Genomic DNA, 17,688 nt, shown 5'->3' with positions numbered 1-17,688 from the left:
ACTTTTGGCCCTTTAAAACGCGTTCTTAAAGGGCCAAAAGTGTACTCTCGCGAGCTGCCGGTACCGTCAGACGGAGAGAGTGGCGGGCGCAGGGGTCGCAGGGGTCGCAGGGGCGGGAGTCGCGGCGGGCGCCCGGCGACCGTGCGGCAGGGCGAGCCCGATCACGGCGGCGAGGGCGAGCACGGATGCGCCGACGACGATCGCCGGGACCGCCGCATCCACATAGCCGGTCGGGGTCAGCTCTCCGCCGGCGCCGGTGAAGACGGCGGTGAGGACGGCGACGCCGAGCGCCACGCCGATCTCGCGCAGGGTCGAGTTGGTCCCCGTGGCCTTCGCGTGGTCGTTCGGGACCATGTTCGCAAGCACCGCCGTCGAGCTCGGCGCGAACACGAGTCCCATCCCGATCCCGGCGAGGAGGAATGCGGGAACGAGGTCGATGTATGCAACCGTCGCGCTCATTCTCACCGCGAGCCAACCCATCGCGATCGCGAGGAAGGAGAGGCCGAGCACGATCGGCAGCCGGGTGCCCGTTCGTGGGCTCAGCAAACCGGTCAGCGGGGCGATCACCATGGGCGCGAGCGTCCAGGGCATCGTCATCAGCCCGGCCTCGAGCGGGGTGTGCCCCTGCACGATCTGCAGGAACTGGATCAGGATGAAGATCGACCCGAAGATGCCGAAACTGAACGTGAGGCCGACGAGGTTGGCGACCGTGAAGCTGCGGTCCCGGAACAGGCGGAGCGGCAGCAGAGGGTCGGACGTCCTGGCCTCCCAGGCAATGAAGGCGGCCAGCAGGATCGCGCCGCCCGCAAGAGCCTCCGAGGACCTCGAGGCTGGTCCAGCCCGCGTCGTTGCCGCGAACGATGCCGTAGACGAGACCGAAGACGCCGACTCCGGCGAGGACGAGACCCACGACATCCGCCCGGACCCTGGCGCCGAAGCTGTTGGGCAGGGCGACGAGGGCGAGCGGGATCGAGACCACGCCGAGCGGGACGTTCAGCCAGAAGATGGCCTGCCAGTTCCAGCCTTCGACGACGGCGCCGCCGATGAGCGGTCCGAGTGCGACGCCGAGGCCGGAGATTCCGCCCCAGATGCCGATGGCGGCCGGGCGGCGCTTCTCGCTGACCGAGCCGACGAGGAGAGTGAGCGACAACGGCATCAGGGCGGCCGCCCCGACGCCCTGGACCGCCCGCGCGGCGATGAGCCTGCCAGGGCTCGGTCGAGAGGCCCGCGAGCGCGGAGGCGACCGTGAAGATCGCGATCCCGGCGAGGAAGACCGTACGGCGGCCGAAGCGGTCGCCGATCGCGACGGCCATCAGCATGAAGGTCGCGAAGCTCAGGGAGTAGGCATTGATCACCCACTGCAGGCTCCTCGATGGACGCGCCGAGGTCGCGATTGATCACCGGCAGGGCGCCGGTCACCACGAGGTTGTCGAGGGTGGCCATGAACATGGGGAGCGAGGACGCGACGATGGCGAGCCAGATCGGGACGCGACGCGTGAGGGGGAGGGACACGTGGTATCCAATCGAGGGGGAACGACGGACCGGAATGTTGTAATCGGATGATTACAAAATGACACGATAGTTATTCGCGGATACCATGTCAAGAGTGAGTGAAGAATCCGGTACGGCAGCCAAAGAAACGACCACCGAACGAATCCCCGCGGCCTTGCGCAGGGAACAGATCCTGGCCGCGGCGAGCCGTGTCTTCGGAGAGCGGGGCTACTCGGGTGCGACGACCGACCAGGTCGCTCAGGCCGCCGGTATCAGCCAGCCGTACGTCGTGCGAATGTTCGGCACCAAGGAGAATCTCTTCCTCGAGGTCGTCGCCCGCGCCCTCGACAAGCTCATGACGACCTTCCGCGAGATCCTTGCCGAGCCCCGGCCGGCCGGCGATGACGATGCCGATTCGCTCGTCTCCCGCCTCGGCGCCGGCTACGTCGACCTGATCGACGATCGAGGAATCCTGCTCTCGCTCATGCAGGCCTTCATCACAGGGCACGACCCGGTGATCGGCGCCAAGGCCAGGGAGGGGTTCCTGCAGATCTACCGGATGCTGCGCGACGAAGCCGGGTTCACTCCGGAGACCATCCGCGATTTCCTCGCGAACGGCATGCTCTTCAACACCCTGCTCGCGATCCGGCTCCCGGACATCTTCGAGGACGACGAGGCCGCCGAGGAACTGATGCGGTGCGCGTTCCGGGGCAAGCTCGACGTCGTGCTCGACGCGTCGGGAGCGAAGTGGACACACTCATGAGTGCAGACATCGAACGCGAGACCGAACCCAACGACGAGACCTCGTCCCGGAACAGCGCCCGAGTGCATTCCACCGCGAGCGGCCTGCTCCTCGTCGACAAGCCCCAGGGCTGGACCAGCCACGACGCCGTCGCCCGCACCCGACGCCTTGCGGGCACCCGCAAGGTCGGCCACGCCGGCACCCTCGACCCGATGGCCACCGGCCTGCTGATCCTCGGCATCAACAGCTCGACCCGGCTGCTCACCTTCATCGTCGGCCTCGACAAGGAGTACCTGGCCACGATCCGGCTCGGCGCGGCCACGACCACGGACGACGCGGAAGGCGAGGAACTCTCCCGCGCGCCGGAGGCATCCGTCGCACTCATCGAGCCGGCGTCCGTGGCGGCGGGAATCCGGCTTTTGACCGGTGCGATCAGCCAGCAGCCGAGCGCGGTGAGCGCGATCAAGGTCGACGGCAAGCGCGCCTATGCCCGCGTCCGCGACGGGGAGGACGTGCAGCTGCCTGCCCGGCCGGTCACCATCGCGGCCTTCTGAACTGCTCTCGAGCACCGCGGTCGACGGCTTCCTCGACCTCGAGGTTCGCGTCGAGTGCTCCTCTGGGACTTACATCCGTGCCCTCGCCCGCGACCTCGGCGCGGGGCTCGGCGTCGGGGGACACCTGACCGCGCTCCGCCGCACCCGCATCGGACCGTTCCGGATCGAGAATGCCCAGCCCCTCGCGGAGCTCGTCGTCGCCGCCGGTCTCATCAAGCCAGCGGATGCCGCAACGCACGTGCTCGGTCGCCTCGACCTTACCGAGCAACAGGCCATCGACCTCGGGCACGGCAAACGCATCGACGTCACGACCGAGATCGACGTCACCGGGGCCGCAGGCGCCGGGGCCGCAGGGACCGGCTCCCCGCTTGCCGCGATCGCGCCCGGCGGCCGGCTCGTCGGGCTCGTCGAACTCCGGGGCACGCAGGCCCGCACCGTGATCAACTTCCCGCCCGACGAGGCCGCGGCGGGGGATCCCTCGTGATCGAGTGGTTCACCTGGCTCCAGGTCGGCGTCGCCGTGCTCGCCGGCCTGCTCTGCCTGGCGCTCGGGTTGCTCGGCCGGGTGCCCAACGACCTCACGATGGGCGCGACGGCACTCGTCGAACTGCTCCTCGTCGGGCAGCTCGTCGTTTCGATCGCGGCGCCGTTCGCCGGGAACACCGCCAGCGGCAGCCTGCTCGAGTTCTACACCTACCTTGTGAGCGCACTGATCGTTCCGGTCGCCGCCGCGGGCTGGGCGCTTATCGAGCGCAGCCGCTGGAGCACGGTCATCCTGGGCGGCGCGTGCCTCGCGATCGCCGTCATGGTCTACCGGATGTTCCAGATCTGGACAGTGCAGGGCCTGTGAGAGTCACGGCCCAACTTGCTGCGATAATTATCAGGCCATGACCGGACCACAGAGCGCAGCCGAGAACGTCGTCGATGGACCGCAGAAGCGCAGGGTCACCGGCGTCGGCCGCCTGCTGATCGCCGTATACGGGCTGCTCGCGCTCGCCGCCACCGGCCGGTCGTTTGTGCAGATCGCCTCCAAATTCGACCAGGCGCCGCTCGCGTACTCGCTGTCCGCGCTGTCCGCGGTCGTGTACATCGTCGCGACGATCGCGCTCGTGCGCAGCAGTGGACGCTGGTACCGCGTCGCGTGGGCGACCATCTCCTTCGAGCCTGCTCGGCGTGCTCGTCGTCGGCGCCCTGAGCATCCTCGACCCCGCCCTCTTCCCGCACGACTCGGTCTGGTCGGTGTTCGGCAGCGGTTATCTCTTCATTCCGCTCGTGCTGCCGATCCTCGGGATGATCTGGCTCGCCCGACACCGCCCGGACGGGAAGAAGGCCCGCTCGTGAAGGTCATCTCCGGCATCGGCGCACTCCCGCTCGAAACCGGGTCCCACGGCTCGGCCGTCACGATCGGGAAGTTCGACGGCGTCCACGCCGGCCACCGGGCCGTGATCGACCGGCTGAAAGCCATCGCCGGAACACAGGGGCTCACTGCGGTCGTCGTGACCTTCGACCGGCATCCGCTCGCCCTGCTCGCCCCCGAGAAGTGCCCGCCGTTCCTGATCAGCGCGGAGCAGAAGCTCCGGCTGCTCGCCGAGACCGGTGTCGACGCCACCCTCGTGCTCGAGTTCACCAGGGACCTCGCAGACCTGCCGCCCGAGGTCTTCGTCGAGACCGTACTCGTGAACGGGCTGAACGCCCGGCACGTCCTCGTCGGCAGGGACTTCCGCTTCGGCGCCCACGGCGCAGGTGACGTCGCCCTGCTCACCGAGCTCGGCACGCGCTTCGGCTTCGCGGTCGACCTCATCGAGGACGTCAAGCCGGACCGGGTGCGCCGGGTCTCGTCGACCTGGATCCGGGAACTGCTCGCGAGCGGGAACGTGCGGGCGGCCGGCGAATTGCTCGGCCACACGCCGACCGTGCGCGGCGAGGTCGTGCACGGGGCCGCCCGCGGCCGCGAACTCGGGTTTCCGACGGCCAACCTCTCCGCCGAATCCGAAGGACTCATCCCGGCAGACGGTGTCTACGCCGGCTGGCTGACGGATGGCGCGTTCCGCTACCCTGCCGCCATCTCGGTCGGCAACAACCCGACCTTCCACGGGGTCGCACAGAAGCAGGTCGAGGCCTACGTGCTCGACCGGGAGCTCGACCTCTACGGTCACATCGTCGAGGTGTCCTTCGTCGACCGGATCCGCGGCATGGTCGCTTTCACCGGCATCGATCCGCTCATCGTGCAGATGCGGGACGACGTCGACCGGATCCGCGTTCTCCTCGCCGACCCGACCACCCACGGGACTTCGAGCGCGCTGCCGAGCGCTTAGGCCGCGGGGGGAGGGCGGCCCGGTCGGCGTGAAGCCCTCCCTGCCGAAGAGGAAGAGAACGATGTTCACGGCCGTGCTGTCGAGCACGGCTCCGCGGCCGACGCGCCAGCCGGCATCCGTCGCCACGAGCGTGCGGCGGCGCACGACCGCCTTGACCGGAGTGGGCGCCAGGAGCGCCTGGCGCACGGCGACCGCGCCGAGCGCGACCGACGAGACCTCCAGGGTCTTGCCGAGCGGATACGCCAGGTCGAGTCCGTGCACGACGACCTCCGTCAATTCGGTGATCCCGTGGCGCCCTCGGGCGGTCACCCGCCCGGCAGCGTACTCCGCGGCAGTGGCGCGGAGCGACGCGATGAGTTCGTCCGGTTCCGCCTCGGCGGCCCGGCGGCTGAGCGAGTCGACGGCGTGGCTCACACTCGGGTTCGGAAACTGAGCCCGCAGTGCCGTCCACCCGGTGCCGAGCAGGCTCCCGCGTCGGGGTGCCGACCCGCCAGACCAGATGCCCGGCCGCGTCGCGCACCCGCCAGCCGCCGCAGAGGCTCGGCGACTCCCATTCGTCCGGGCTCAACGTCTCGAGGATGCCGGCGATCCCGGTCAGGATCGCCGCGATCTCCGCACTCCAGTCGGCGGTCGTCCCGGTGTCATCGACCTGGGGCTTGCGGCTGAAGGGCAGGTACTGCGAGATATCGGGCATGCCTCCCAGCCTAGACTTGGCGGATGCCCACAACCCCGATCCGCGGACTGTGGGCCGGGCGAACCCTTGCGCTGCTCGGCATCCTGCTCGTTGCCGCGAACCTGCGCACGGCCGTCGCGGCGCTGTCTCCGATCGTCACGGCGATCAGCGCGGACGTCCCGCTAGGTGCCCTCGCCATCGGTGTGCTCGGCATGCTCCCACCTGTCTGCTTCGCAGTCTTCGGCATTTTCACCCCGGTCTTCACACGGCGCATCGGCCTCGAACGGGTCGTCGTCGTCGCCCTGGTGGCAATCCTCGCCGGCCACCTCCTCCGCGGCAGTGCCGGCTCGCTGGCGTGGCTCATCATCGGCAGCATCGTGACCTTCGCAGGCCTCGGGGCCGGCAACGTGCTGCTCCCCCGCTCGTCAAGAAGTACTTCCCCGACCGGGTCGGCCTCGTGACCTCCCTCTACGTCACCGTGCTGTCGCTGAGCACCCTCCTTCCGCCGCTCGTCGCGGTCCCGGTGGCGGATGCCGCAGGCTGGCGGGTCTCCCTCGGCATGTGGATGATTCCCGCACTCCTCGCCCTCGTGCCCTGGGCCACCATGCTCGTTCGGCACCGGATCTCGGAGACCGCCCCGCCGGCGGTCCCCGAGGCGGAGCCGGTGCTGCTCGCCCGCATCGGCCGCTCCTCGATCGCGTGGGCGATCGCCGTCGTCTTCGGGACGTCATCGCTCAACGCGTACGCGCTCTTCGCGTGGCTTCCGCTGATGCTCACCCAGACCGCCGGGGTCAGCCCCGGCCAGGCCGGGACCCTGCTCTCGCTCTACGCCGCCGTCGGATTGCCGTGCGCACTCGTCGTCCCGTGGCTCGCCGTGCGGCTGAAGAACCTCAGCCTCCTGATCTACGTGGGCATGTTCGCCTTCATCGCCGGTGACGTTGGCCTCCTCCTCGCACCGGGCACCCTGACGGTGCTCTGGGTGCTGCTCGCCGGCCTCGGCCCGCTCTACTTCCCGCTTGCGCTCGTGCTGATCAACCTCCGCACGCGCACCCACGAGGGTTCCGTCGCGCTCAGCGGGTTCGTACAGAGCGTCGGCTACACCCTCGGCGCCCTCGGGCCGCTCGTCGTAGGCGTGCTGCACCAGCTCACCGGAAGCTGGACCTGGCCGCTCTGGTTCCTGATCGCGACCGCCCTCGCCGTCGGCTTCGCCGCGCGCGTGATCGCTCGCCCGCACCTCCTCGAAGACGACCTCGACCGCTCCCGCTGACCACGTGGGCTGAGGTGTCGCATATCGACGTTCCCGGGCCACGGGAACCTCGATATGCGACACCTCAGGAGGAAGCCGGCCGGTCGTCGGGCGGCCAGGCGGCGATGCAGCTCTGCTCATGTGAGCAAGTTTTCCCACAAGAGTTGAAGGGTGTCCCAGGCCGTCCTACGCTGGACTCGGAGCCGATGGAGGACCGCGTGATCGATACTGACGAACTGCTGTCGATTCGCGCCGCCGAGCTCTACTACGAAGAGAACAAGACCCAGGACGAGATCGGCGCCGTGCTCCGGCTCACCCGGTGGAAGGTCGGCCGGCTCCTGGCGCAGGCCAAGGCGAGCGGCTTCATCCGGATCGAGATCGTGCACCCGCGGGCCCGTCGCCTCATCGTCGAGCGCCGGCTGCGGGAACACACCGGGCTGAGCGACGCCGTCGTCGTCTCCGCCGCCGGCGTCTCGACCGATGAGGAACTGCAGTCGCGGGCGGCCCAGGCCGCTGCCGACTACCTCACCGCGCTCCGTCCGGTGCCGGCGACGCTCGGCATCAGCTGGGGCCGCACCCTGCACGAGGTGGCCCAGGGCCTGAAGCCCGGCTGGGCGCGCGGCGTCAACGTCGTGCAGATCAACGGCGGCGTCAGCCTCAACCGGCGTACCGGAACGGCCGCGGCGACCGCGGTCACGATCGCGCAGAAGGGGATGGGCTCCGCGACCCTGTTGCCGAGTCCCGCGATCCTCGAGCGCGTGGAGACCAAGCTCGCGATCGAGTCCGACCGCGCCGTCGCGACGGTCCTGGACCTGGGCAGCGCGGCATCCGCCTACCTGTTCAGCGCCGGCCAGGCCGACGAGAACTCCGCGCTCGTCGACAGCGGCTACCTCACCGTCGCCCAGGTCGCCGAGCTCGTGCGCAAGGGCGCCGTCGGCGATATCGTCGGCCGCTACATCAACGCGGACGGGCACATCGTCGATCTCGAACTCGACGAGCGCACCATCGGCATCCGGCTCGAACAACTCCGCAGGGCCCCGACCGCGATCGCCGTCATCGCGGGCAGCACCAAACACGCCGTCGCCCGCGCCATCGTCTCCAGCGGCCTGTGCACCGTGCTCGTCACCGACGAGGACACCGCCCTGGCCGTCCTGGGCGAAGCCCCCTGACCAACACGCCCCTCCGACACCCGAAGCCCCCGTGACACCCACATCACCCTGCGAGGACATCTCATGACAAGCACCCCAGTGGTCACGACCCAGCCGTCGACGAGGTCCCGCGCCCTCGCCCTCATCGGCGGCGAGGCCACAGACGCGAACCTCCGCCGCTACCTGCACGGGATCCCCGGGGTCGACGGCGTCGGGCTCGAACAGCGCGCCGCGGCCATCTCCACGCGCTCGATCAAGACGAGTTCGAAGAAGCGGGCGATCGACACGGTCATCGGCCTGATGGACCTCACGACCCTCGAGGGAGCCGACACACCCGGCAAGGTCCGTTCCCTCGTCGGCAAGGCGCTCACACCTGACCCCGGCGACCCGGGCTGCCCCCGCGTCGCCGCGGTCTGCGTCTACGGCGACATGGTCCCGTACGCAGCCCAGGCGCTGGGGTCCGCACACGCCGCCGGACGCGACCAGGGCATCTTCGTCGCCTCCGTCGCCACGGCATTCCCGAGCGGCCGCGCCTCCCTCGCCGTGAAGCTCGCCGACGTGGCGGACGCGGTCGCGGCGGGCGCGGACGAGATCGACATGGTCATCGACCGCGGCGCCTTCCTCTCCGGTCGTTTCGGCCAGGTCTACGACGAGATCGTCGCCGTCAAGGAGGCCTGCCGCCGCGTCGACGGCAGCCTGGCCCACCTCAAGGTGATCCTCGAGACCGGCGAACTGAGCACCTACGACAACGTGCGCCGCGCCTCCTGGCTCGCCATCCTCGCCGGAGGCGACTTCATCAAGACCTCCACCGGCAAGGTGCAGCCGGCGGCGACCCTGCCCGTGACGATCTCGATGCTCGAGGTCGTGCGCGACTGGCACCGCCTCACCGGGGCGCGGGTCGGCGTGAAGCCGGCCGGCGGCATCCGCACCTCGAAGGACGCCATCAGATACCTCGTCGCGGTCGCCGAGACCGTCGGAGAGGAGTGGCTCACGCCGAACCTCTTCCGCTTCGGCGCCTCGAGCCTGCTCAATGACGTGCTGATGCAGCGGCAGAAGATGCGTGACGGACACTACTCCGGACCCGACTACGTGACGATCGACTGAAGGAACCCCCATGAGCTTTCTCGACTACGCTCCCGCGCCGGAGTCCCAGGCGCTGCTGCACCTCCGCCCCGAATACGGACTCTTCATCGACGGCGAATTCGTCGCCGGCCGTGGTGAGCCCTTCCAGACCATCAACCCCGCGACCGAGAAACAACTCGCCCTGATCGCGCACGCCAACGCGGCGGATGTCGACACCGCGGTCGCCGCGGCCCGTCGCGCCTACGAGCGCCGCTGGTCCACGCTGTCCGGCAGCGACCGCGGCAAGTACCTGTTCCGGATCGCCCGTCTCGTGCAGGAGCGCGCCCGCGAGCTCGCCGTCGCCGAGACCCTCGACAACGGCAAGCCGATCACCGAAAGCCGCGACGTCGACATCCCCCTCGTCGCCGCGTGGTTCTTCTACTACGCAGGATGGGCGGACAAGCTCGACCACGCCGGCCTCGGCGTCGACCCCGCCGCGCGCGGGGTCGCCGCCCAGGTCATCCCGTGGAACTTCCCGCTGCTCATGCTCGCCTGGAAGATCGCGCCCGCCCTCGCCGCGGGCAACACCGTCGTGCTCAAGCCGGCGGAGACCACCTCGCTCACCGCGCTGCTCTTCGCGGAGATCCTCCAGCAGGCCGAGCTGCCCGCCGGTGTGGTGAACATCATCACAGGCGGCCGCGAGACCGGGCAGGCACTCGTCGGCCACTCCGACGTCAACCTGGTCGCCTTCACCGGTTCGACCGGAGCCGGCCGCGCCATCGCCCGCGCCGTCGCCGGAACCGACAAGAAGAATCATCCTCGAACTCGGCGGCAAGGCGGCGAACATCGTTTTCGACGACGCCCCGATCGACCAGGCCATCGAGGGCATCGTCAACGGGATCTTCTTCAACCAGGGCCACGTCTGTTGCGCGGGCAGTCGCCTCCTCGTCCAGGAGAGCATCCACGACGAGGTCGTCGACCGCCTCAAGCAACGCCTGGCGACGTTGCGCCTCGGCGATCCGCTCGACAAGAACACCGACATCGGTGCGATCAACAGCGCAGACCAGCTCAAGCGCATCACCGAACTCTCCGCCATCGGCGAGGAGGAGGGCGCCGAACGCTGGAGCCCCGACTGCGACCTGCCGGAGAACGGGTTCTGGTTCCGGCCCACCATCTTCACCAACGTGTCCACGAGTCACCGCATCGCCCGCGACGAGGTCTTCGGTCCCGTGCTCTCCGTGCTCACGTTCCGAACCCCCGACGAGGCGATCGCGAAGGCGAACAACACGCCGTATGGTCTCTCCGCCGGGATCTGGAGCGACAAGGGCAGCAGGGTGCTCGCCGTCGCAGACCGGCTCCGTGCCGGGGTGATCTGGGCGAACACCTTCAACCGGTTCGACCCCGCAAGTCCCTTCGGCGGTTTCAAGGAGTCCGGTTACGGACGCGAAGGCGGCCGCCACGGCCTCGCCGCCTACCTGCGGCCGGCCGGCAGCGCCGCAGGGTCCGCCGCCCGCCACACCCTGGCCGCGGAATCCGGTCATGCCGCCAAGTCGCCCGTCGCACGAAAGAAGGCCGCCAAGTGACCCGCCTCGCCGTCCCCAAGACGTACAAGCTCTACATCGGCGGAAAGTTCCCCCGCAGCGAATCCGGGCGCGTCTACGCCGTGACGACGCCGAGCGGGGATTTCCTCGCGAACGCTGCGCAGGCCTCCCGCAAGGACGCCCGCGACGCCGTCGTCGCGGCCCGCTCCGCCTTCGGGGGCTGGGCGCGCGCCACGTCATACAACCGCGGCCAGGTGCTCTACCGCATCGCCGAGCTTCTCGAGGGCCGTCGCGCCCAGTTCGTCGAAGAAATCGTGCAGTCCGAGGGCCTGTCCGCGTCCGCGGCGGGCAGGCAGGTCGACGAGGCCATCGACCGATGGGTCTGGTACGCCGGCTGGGCGGACAAGTACGTTCAGGTCGCCGGCAATGCCAACCCGGTCTCCGGGCCGTACTTCAATATCTCCGTGCCCGAACCGACCGGGGTCGTCGCAATCATCGCCCCGCAGTCCGGCGGCTCGTTGCTCGGTTTCGTGAGCGCCGTCGCCCCCGCCCTCGTCGCGGGCAACACCGTTGTCGTCGTCGCCGACGAGACCAGACCGCTGTCGGCGATCACCCTCGGTGAGGTGCTCGCCACGAGTGACGTCCCCGGCGGAGTCGTCAACATCCTCACCGGGTCACCGGCCGAGATGGCCCCGTGGCTCGCGAGCCACGCCGACGTCAACGCGATCGACCTCGTCGGCGCAGGCGACCTCGACTGGGTTCACCTCGAGATCGACGCCGCCGAAACCCTCACCCGGGTGCTCCAGCCCGAATCCGGGGCGGATGCCGCGGCACCCTCCCTCTCCCGGATCCTCGCCTTCACCGAGACGAAGACGGTCTGGCACACCAAGGGCCTGCTCTAGCTCGGGGCTACCCCTCGTGGGGGCGGTCGGGGCCGTCCTCGCGCAGCAGGTCCTCGAGGGCCTGGTCGACCTCGTCGAGCTCGGGTTCTGTCCCGGCGGCCACACTGGCCGCCGAGCTGGTCAGCCGGGCGACGAGCGCCTTCGGGTCGTCGAGGTCCGCCGACGTGGGCAGAAGGTCGGGATGCGCCCACAGTGCGTCACGACCGTCGTCGCCGACGGCATCCGTAACGGCCTGCCACATCGCGGCCGCCTCGCGCAACCGGCGCGGGCGCAGCTCGAGCCCGACGAGGGTCGAGAACGCGGACTCGGCCGGACCACCTGACGCGCGACGACGCTTGACCGTCTCGTTGATGGCGTCGGCGCGGGGGAGCCGGCTCGTGGCCCGGCGCGGTCACGACGTCGACCCAGCCCTCGACGAGGGCGAGCATCGTCTCGAGCCTCGCGAGGGCGGCGAGCTGGGTCTCCGACTTCGGCGGAATCAGCGAGCCGTTCAGGATCGCCTGCCGCAGGCTCCTCGGGATTGGACGGGTCGAAGCCCTCCGCCAGTTCTTCGAGACGGCCGGAGTCGATGCTGATGTCGCGGGCGAAGTCGGTGATCGAACTGATCAGCCGAAGTCGCAGCCAGCGCGAGTGCCGGAACAGCCGGGCGTGGGCGAGTTCCCGTACGGCGAGGTAGATCTGCACCTGGTCGATCGGCACGTCGAGGTCCTCGCCGAACGCGGCGACGTTCTGGGGCACGAGGGCGGCCTGCTGGTCGGTCAGGAGCGGGATGCCCACGTCGCCGCCGGAGACGACCTCGCTCGCGAGCTGGCCGACGACCTGGCCGAGCTGCATGGCGAAGAGGGTGCCGCCGATGCTGCGCATCATCTTGCTCGCACCGGCCATCATGCCCTTGAGTTCTTCGGGGGCCTGGTCGGTGAGCACCTTGGTCAGGGAGTCGGAGATGCTGTTCGCCACCGGCTCCGCCAACTGGGTCCAGACCGGCATTGATTCGGTGACCCACTCCTTGCGGGTGAGGAGCCGAGGGACGACCGTGAGTTCGGCGATGTCGGTCACCTCGTCGAGCCAGAGCGCTGCAATATGGAACGCCTGGTCGAGGGCGGCGTGCTCGGCGGGGGTGACGGCGACCTGACCCTCGGCCGCCTTGTTCTGGCCCTGCGTGAGTGCTGCGTCCCAGCTGATGCCGCCGTCGCCGTTGCCGCGGAGGGCGCCCTGCAACTGCTGCATGAGAGCGTTGATGCTGGCCGGGTCCGCAGGCAGGCCGGCCGCCCCGGCGAGCTGGCTCGGATCGATGGAGGACTTGCCCGACAGGATGTCGCGCAACATGTCCCGGAATTCGTCTTCCGGGTTGGGACCCTCGTCGGGTCGGGAGTCGTCGGGCACTTCAGGCACCTCTCAGTCGCTTGCTTCTACGCTAGTCCGAGACGCCCGGCCCGAACTGGGAAATGACCTACGCTGAGAGGTCTGGTGTCCGCTTGCCGCGAACGCCCGGCACAACCTGGAAGGAGCCCGGTGGCCCTCTTCACCGACGACCCGACGCCACTCGACTCCGGCACCACCTGGGAGAAGCGCTCGCCGCGCTCCCGGCGGGCAGTCAAGGCCGGCTGGATCGTGCTCAGCATCGCCCTCGCCTGCGGCATCGTCCTCGGTGTCACCCCCGGCCCCGTACGTCATCGAGAAGCCAGGCCCCGTCTACAACACGATCGGCTCCACGATCTCACAGGACGGCGCTGACCGGCCCCTGATCACCATCGACGGCGCGGAGACCTTCCCGACCGACGGAACGCTCGACATGCTCACGGTGTCCCTCGTCGGCAACCCGGACAACCGCCCGAGCTGGCTCAAGGTCGCCGGCGCCTGGCTGGACTCCAGCCAGGCCGTCATCCCGATCGAAGCGGCGTTCCCCTCGAACACCACGACGCAGCAGCGCGATGAGGAGAACACCGCGCAGATGGTCAACTCCCAACAGGATGCGATCGCAGCGGCCCTGACCAACCTCGGCTACACCTACCCGACGATCGTCTCCGTGGTTTCGCTGCCCGACGGTTCGCCGGCAACGGGCGTCCTCAAGGCCGACGACCAGATCGCCACCGTCAACGGCGCCGCCATCACCGACATCGCCTCTCTCCGTGCCGCACTCACGGCCGACGGCGCCGGAGTCCCCGCCACCGTCGGCATCGTCCGCGGCGGCGTCGCGCAGGAACTCGCCGTCACCCCCGTCGATTCAGACGGTTCCGCGATCATCGGGATCAACGTCAAGACGGAGTACAAGTTCCCGTTCACGGTCACGATCCAGCTCGACCAGGTCGGCGGCCCGAGCGCCGGCATGATGTTCGCGCTCGGCATCATCGACAAGCTCACTCCCGGGCTCCTCCAGGGCGGCGAGAACGTCGCAGGCACCGGCACGATCGACCAGGCCGGCACGGTGGGCCCGATCGGCGGCATCCGCCAGAAACTCGCCGGTGCCCGCAGCGCCGGAGCGGACTGGTTCCTCGCCCCCGCGGACGATTGCGACGAGGTGACCGGCCACATCCCGGACGGTCTCACGGTCTTCTCGGTCACGACCCTCGACCAGGCGCTCACGGCGCTGAACGCAGTCAAGACCGGGGCCGATACGAGCGCACTCCCGCACTGTCCCGTGCAGTAGCGGGCCTACTCCAGCCGCCTTGCAGCGAACTCGGAGCCGGCTTGGGGCCAGCTGGCAGGCCTGCTCCCAGAACGCCTGTCTAGAATGAGGCCTGACCGCCGATTTACAGACCAAGAGGCCCATTCGTGACGTCACAATCCACCGGAAACGCTCCTCGCAGGAGTCGTGCCCCCCTCGCCATTACGGCCGCCATCATCGCGGGGCTGGTGATTCTGTTCTTTGTGTTCGCCGGCCTCTACGCCGACGTGCTCTGGTTCAACCAGCTCGGTTTCCTGAGCGTGCTGACCACCCAGTGGGCGGCAGGTGCCTCCCTCTTCTTCGTCGGCTTCCTCGCCATGGCGATCCCGGTCTTCGTCAGCATCCAGATCGCCTACCGGATGCGTCCCGTCTACGCGAAGCTCAATTCGCAGGCTCGACCGGTACCAGCAGGTCATCGAGCCGCTCCGCCGCCTCGCCATGTACGGCATCCCCGCGCTGCTCGGCCTGTTCGCCGGCGTCGCCGCCGCCACCCGCTGGCAGGTCGTGCTGATGTGGCTGAACCGCACCGACACCGGCACCACAGATCCGCAGTTCCACCTCGACGTGTCGTTCTACCTGTTCGACCTGCCCTTCTTCCAGGCGTTCCTGGGCTTCGCCTCCGCCGTCGTGCTCATCTCGGCGATCGTCGCGATCGCAACCACGTACCTGTACGGTTCGATCCGGGTCAGCGGCCGTGAGATTCTCGTTTCCAAGGCCGCGCGCGTCCAGATCGCCGTCACCGCGAGCCTCTACCTCGTCCTGCAGGCCCTCAGCATCTGGCTCGACCAGTATTCGACGCTCACCACCACGAACGACCTGATCACCGGTGCCGGCTACACCGACACCCACGCCACCATCCCCGGCCGGGCCATCCTCGCCGGCATCGCGGCCGTCGTCGCGATTCTCTTCCTCGTCACGGCCGTCATCGGTCGCTGGCGCCTCCCCGTCATCGGCACGGCGCTCCTCATCGTGACGAGCCTCCTGCTCGGCTCCCTCTACCCGTGGGTCGTGCAGCGCTTCCAGGTCGACCCGAGCGCGAAGTCCCTCGAGGCCGAATACATCCAACGGAACATCGACCTCACCCGGAGTGCGTACGACCTCTCCGGTGTCACGGAGGTCCCGTATAACGCGACCACGACCGCAGAGCCCGGGGCCCTCCGGGCGGATGCGACGACGACCGCCAACATCCGGATCCTCGACCCGGCCCTCGTGAGCGATGCCTTCTCGCAGGCTCGAGCAGTTCAAGCAGTACTACCAGTTCCCGAAGAACCTCGACGTCGACCGGTACACGATCGACGGCAAGTCGCAGGACACCGTGGTCTCCGTGCGTGACCTCAAGCTGTCCGGGCTCAACGCCGGCAACACCTGGGTCAACTCGACCATCGTCTACACCCACGGTTACGGCGTCGTCGCGGCATACGGCAACCAGCGGTCGGCCGACGGCCAGCCCGTGTTCCTCGAGTCGGGCATCCCCACCACCGGATCGCTCGGTACCTACGAGCCCCGGATCTACTTCGGCGAGAACTCGCCGCCGTACTCGATCGTCGGCGCTGCCGCCGGCTCGACGCCCGTGGAACTCGACTACCCGTCCGGCACAGACGGCGCCCAGCAGACGTACACGACGTTCACCGGTAACGGCGGACCGAAGCTCGACAACGCGTTCAACAAGCTCATCTATGCGCTCAAGTTCCAGTCCGAGCAGATCTTCCTCGCCAACGACGTCAACGACCAGTCGCAGATCCTCTACGACCGCGACCCCGTCACCCGCGTCCAGAAGGTCGCCCCATACCTGACACTCGACTCCTCCGCATACCCCTCCGTCGTCGACGGCCGGGTGAAGTGGATCGTCGACGGCTACACGACGAGCGCCGACTATCCATACTCGACGCCCGTCGGCCTCAGCGACGCCATCACGGACACCGAGACACCCGCCCAGCCGTTCGCGCTCGACAAGATCAACTACATGCGCAACTCGGTCAAGGCAACGGTCGACGCCTACGACGGCTCGGTCACCCTCTACGCCTGGGACACCACGGACCCGATCCTGAAGACCTGGCAGAAGATCTTCCCGACCACGGTCAAGCCGATGAGTGACATGAGCGGCCAGCTGATGAGTCACGTCCGGTACCCGGCCGACCTCTTCAAGGTGCAGCGCCACATTCTCAGCCAGTACCACGTGACCGACCCCGGCTCGTTCTACTCGCACGACGACGCATGGACCACGCCGAACGACCCGGTGTCGCCGACGACGAACACGACCCTCCAGCCGCCGTACTACCTGACCATGCAGGTACCCGGCTCGAAGAAGCCGGCGTTCACGCTGTACTCGACCTTCATCCCCGACGCGACGGGCACCACGAGCCGGAACGTGCTCACCGGGTACCTCGCCGTCGACTCGGATGCCGGCGACACCAACGGGGTCAGGTCGGCGGAGTACGGAAAACTCCGCCTGCTCACCCTGCCCAAGGCCAATACCGTGCCTGGCCCCGGCCAGGTGCAGGCGAAGTTCAACGCCGACCCGACGGTATCGACCCAGCTCAACCTGTTGAAGCAGGGCCAGTCGAAGGTACTGAACGGCAACCTGCTGACGCTGCCGGTCGGTGGCGGGCTGTTGTACGTGCAGCCGGTCTACGTGCAGTCGACGGGTGAGACCAGCTACCCGCTGCTGCAGAAGGTTCTCGTGGCCTTCGGAGACCAGATCGCCTTCGAGGACACCCTGAACAAGGCGCTCGACGTGCTCTTCGGCGGCAGTTCGGGTGCTCAGGCAGGGGACACCTCGGTGCCGACGACCGGAACGACGACGCCGACGACCGGGGGCACGACGACACCCTCGACGACGACGGGCAATCCGGCAACGGATGCCCAGCTCCAGGCGCTCCTGGCCGTCGCCAAGCAGGCCATCGCGGACAAGCAGGCGGCACTCACCGCCGGCGACTTCGCGGCATACGGCGTAGCGGACAAGAAGCTCTCCGACACGGTCGCGAGCATGCTGTCCCTCCTCGGCAAGTAGCAGGCTCCGGCACCAACGGCACGCACTGACGGCCGGCTCCCCTCCGGGAGCCGGCCGTCAGTGCGTGAAGCACAACGCACGCGAGCCGCGACTGAACCCGGGCAGCATGCACGCCGCCGCCTGGTTCGACTGGGCCTCAAGGCTGTGATAAGCTACTTCTTGTAGCGCGGGGTGGAGCAGTTCGGTAGCTCGCTGGGCTCATAACCCAGAGGTCGTAGGTTCAAATCCTGCCCCCGCAACAGATGCCCCCGGAACCATATGGTTCCGGGGGCTTTTTTCTTGCCCGGGCCCGGTAGCCTCGGTGGATGACCAGCCGCTTGATCCCGCCTCTGCCTCCTGC

At 68.7% G+C, this 17,688-nt stretch carries 15 protein-coding genes, 1 tRNA gene and 5 pseudogenes; 16 read left to right on the top strand and 5 right to left on the bottom strand.

The window, feature by feature from the left end; all coding sequences use genetic code 11:
• Window positions 1-66: 66 nt before the first annotated feature.
• The 3 genes and pseudogenes from KIV56_RS05575 to KIV56_RS05565 all read right to left on the bottom strand — a co-directional run bounded on the left by KIV56_RS05575 (window position 67) and on the right by KIV56_RS05565 (window position 1,512).
• Window positions 67-915 (bottom strand): MFS transporter, encoded by an 849-nt coding sequence (locus KIV56_RS05575; protein WP_281535458.1) that lies wholly within the window; start codon window positions 913-915, stop codon window positions 67-69.
• An 82-nt stretch (window positions 916-997) separates the two neighbouring features.
• Window positions 998-1,156 (bottom strand): annotated as a pseudogene (locus KIV56_RS05570) (MFS transporter); the annotation flags it as partial.
• Complete coding sequence (locus KIV56_RS05565; RefSeq protein WP_281535457.1) at window positions 1,156-1,512, bottom strand: hypothetical protein; 357 nt, start codon at window positions 1,510-1,512, stop codon at window positions 1,156-1,158. The pseudogene KIV56_RS05570 and the gene KIV56_RS05565, both read right to left, overlap by 1 nt.
• A gap of 94 nt (window positions 1,513-1,606) precedes the next feature.
• Between KIV56_RS05565 and KIV56_RS05560 the strand changes: the two genes are divergently transcribed.
• The 3 genes and pseudogenes from KIV56_RS05560 (at window position 1,607) to KIV56_RS05550 (ending at window position 3,636) form a co-directional block, all read left to right on the top strand.
• Entirely contained in the window at window positions 1,607-2,254 is a 648-nt protein-coding gene (locus KIV56_RS05560) for a TetR/AcrR family transcriptional regulator (protein ID WP_281535456.1), read from the top strand.
• 62 nt (window positions 2,255-2,316) lie between these two features.
• A pseudogene (gene truB / locus KIV56_RS05555) lies at window positions 2,317-3,271 on the top strand (tRNA pseudouridine(55) synthase TruB).
• Window positions 3,268-3,636, top strand: a complete 369-nt coding sequence (locus KIV56_RS05550) for a hypothetical protein (protein WP_281535455.1) — start codon at window positions 3,268-3,270, stop codon at window positions 3,634-3,636. The pseudogene truB and the gene KIV56_RS05550 overlap by 4 nt, the downstream one beginning before the upstream one ends.
• A gap of 30 nt (window positions 3,637-3,666) precedes the next feature.
• On the opposite strand, the gene KIV56_RS19480 is transcribed toward KIV56_RS05550, so the two are convergent.
• Window positions 3,667-3,939, bottom strand: coding sequence for a hypothetical protein (locus KIV56_RS19480; protein WP_348648475.1), 273 nt, complete (start codon window positions 3,937-3,939; stop codon window positions 3,667-3,669).
• 20 nt (window positions 3,940-3,959) lie between these two features.
• On the opposite strand from KIV56_RS19480, the gene KIV56_RS19475 reads away from it, so the two are divergent.
• From KIV56_RS19475 to KIV56_RS05510, 9 genes and pseudogenes are all read left to right on the top strand, one after another.
• Entirely contained in the window at window positions 3,960-4,127 is a 168-nt protein-coding gene (locus KIV56_RS19475) for a hypothetical protein (protein WP_348648474.1), read from the top strand.
• Window positions 4,124-5,101: a bifunctional riboflavin kinase/FAD synthetase gene (locus KIV56_RS05540; protein ID WP_432432605.1), complete on the top strand. Its 978-nt coding sequence runs from the start codon at window positions 4,124-4,126 to the stop codon at window positions 5,099-5,101. Before KIV56_RS19475 ends, KIV56_RS05540 begins: the two co-directional genes overlap by 4 nt.
• A 61-nt stretch (window positions 5,102-5,162) precedes the next feature.
• Window positions 5,163-5,534, top strand: coding sequence for a hypothetical protein (locus tag KIV56_RS05535; protein WP_281535454.1), 372 nt, complete (start codon window positions 5,163-5,165; stop codon window positions 5,532-5,534).
• A gap of 284 nt (window positions 5,535-5,818) precedes the next feature.
• Window positions 5,819-6,235, top strand: a complete 417-nt coding sequence (locus KIV56_RS19470) for a hypothetical protein (RefSeq protein WP_348648473.1) — start codon at window positions 5,819-5,821, stop codon at window positions 6,233-6,235.
• Window positions 6,232-7,041, top strand: a complete 810-nt coding sequence (locus tag KIV56_RS05530; protein ID WP_348648472.1) for an MFS transporter — start codon at window positions 6,232-6,234, stop codon at window positions 7,039-7,041. Before KIV56_RS19470 ends, KIV56_RS05530 begins: the two co-directional genes overlap by 4 nt.
• Window positions 7,042-7,238: 197 nt before the next feature.
• Window positions 7,239-8,189 (top strand): sugar-binding transcriptional regulator, encoded by a 951-nt coding sequence (locus KIV56_RS05525; protein WP_281535453.1) that lies wholly within the window; start codon window positions 7,239-7,241, stop codon window positions 8,187-8,189.
• 63 nt (window positions 8,190-8,252) lie between these two features.
• Window positions 8,253-9,272, top strand: a complete 1,020-nt coding sequence (gene deoC, locus KIV56_RS05520) for a deoxyribose-phosphate aldolase (protein WP_281535452.1) — start codon at window positions 8,253-8,255, stop codon at window positions 9,270-9,272.
• A 10-nt stretch (window positions 9,273-9,282) separates the two neighbouring features.
• A pseudogene (locus KIV56_RS05515) lies at window positions 9,283-10,813 on the top strand (aldehyde dehydrogenase family protein).
• Window positions 10,810-11,673 carry an aldehyde dehydrogenase family protein gene (locus KIV56_RS05510; RefSeq protein ID WP_281535451.1) on the top strand — a complete coding sequence of 288 codons (864 nt, stop codon included), beginning with the start codon at window positions 10,810-10,812 and terminating at the stop codon, window positions 11,671-11,673. The pseudogene KIV56_RS05515 and the gene KIV56_RS05510 overlap by 4 nt, the downstream one beginning before the upstream one ends.
• Before the next feature lie 7 nt (window positions 11,674-11,680).
• Here KIV56_RS05510 and KIV56_RS05505 read toward each other — a convergent pair.
• Window positions 11,681-12,999, bottom strand: a pseudogene (locus KIV56_RS05505) (zinc-dependent metalloprotease).
• Between the two features lie 186 nt (window positions 13,000-13,185).
• Here KIV56_RS05505 and KIV56_RS05500 point away from each other — a divergent pair.
• The 4 genes and pseudogenes from KIV56_RS05500 (at window position 13,186) to KIV56_RS05485 (ending at window position 17,587) form a co-directional block, all read left to right on the top strand.
• On the top strand, window positions 13,186-13,407 hold the full coding sequence (locus KIV56_RS05500) for a hypothetical protein (RefSeq protein ID WP_281535450.1): 222 nt from the start codon (window positions 13,186-13,188) through the stop codon (window positions 13,405-13,407).
• On the top strand, window positions 13,322-14,320 hold the full coding sequence (locus KIV56_RS05495) for a YlbL family protein (protein WP_281535449.1): 999 nt from the start codon (window positions 13,322-13,324) through the stop codon (window positions 14,318-14,320). The genes KIV56_RS05500 and KIV56_RS05495 overlap by 86 nt, the downstream gene beginning before the upstream one ends.
• Window positions 14,321-14,445: 125 nt before the next feature.
• Window positions 14,446-17,348: pseudogene (locus KIV56_RS05490) on the top strand (UPF0182 family membrane protein).
• 165 nt (window positions 17,349-17,513) lie between these two features.
• Window positions 17,514-17,587 (top strand) — tRNA-Met (locus tag KIV56_RS05485).
• Window positions 17,588-17,688 lie beyond the last annotated feature (101 nt).

Origin of the sequence: Cryobacterium breve (assembly GCF_027594785.1) — a bacterium.
Classification (GTDB): Bacteria; Actinomycetota; Actinomycetes; order Actinomycetales; family Microbacteriaceae; genus Cryobacterium; species Cryobacterium breve_A.
Note: the sequence above shows the minus strand (reverse complement) of the source record. Positions and strands in the feature narration are given on the sequence as shown.

Excerpts from the sequence above, each read along its gene's own strand:
- KIV56_RS05535 (WP_281535454.1), top strand. The coding sequence starts at position 5,163 with ATGTTCACGGCCGTGCTGTCGAGCACGGCTCCGCGGCCGACGCGCCAG.
- KIV56_RS19470 (WP_348648473.1), top strand. The coding sequence starts at position 5,819 with ATGCCCACAACCCCGATCCGCGGACTGTGGGCCGGGCGAACCCTTGCG.
- KIV56_RS05575 (WP_281535458.1), bottom strand. The coding sequence starts at position 915 with ATGTCGTGGGTCTCGTCCTCGCCGGAGTCGGCGTCTTCGGTCTCGTCT.
- deoC (WP_281535452.1), top strand. The coding sequence starts at position 8,253 with ATGACAAGCACCCCAGTGGTCACGACCCAGCCGTCGACGAGGTCCCGC.
- KIV56_RS19480 (WP_348648475.1), bottom strand. The coding sequence starts at position 3,939 with ATGGTCGCCCACGCGACGCGGTACCAGCGTCCACTGCTGCGCACGAGC.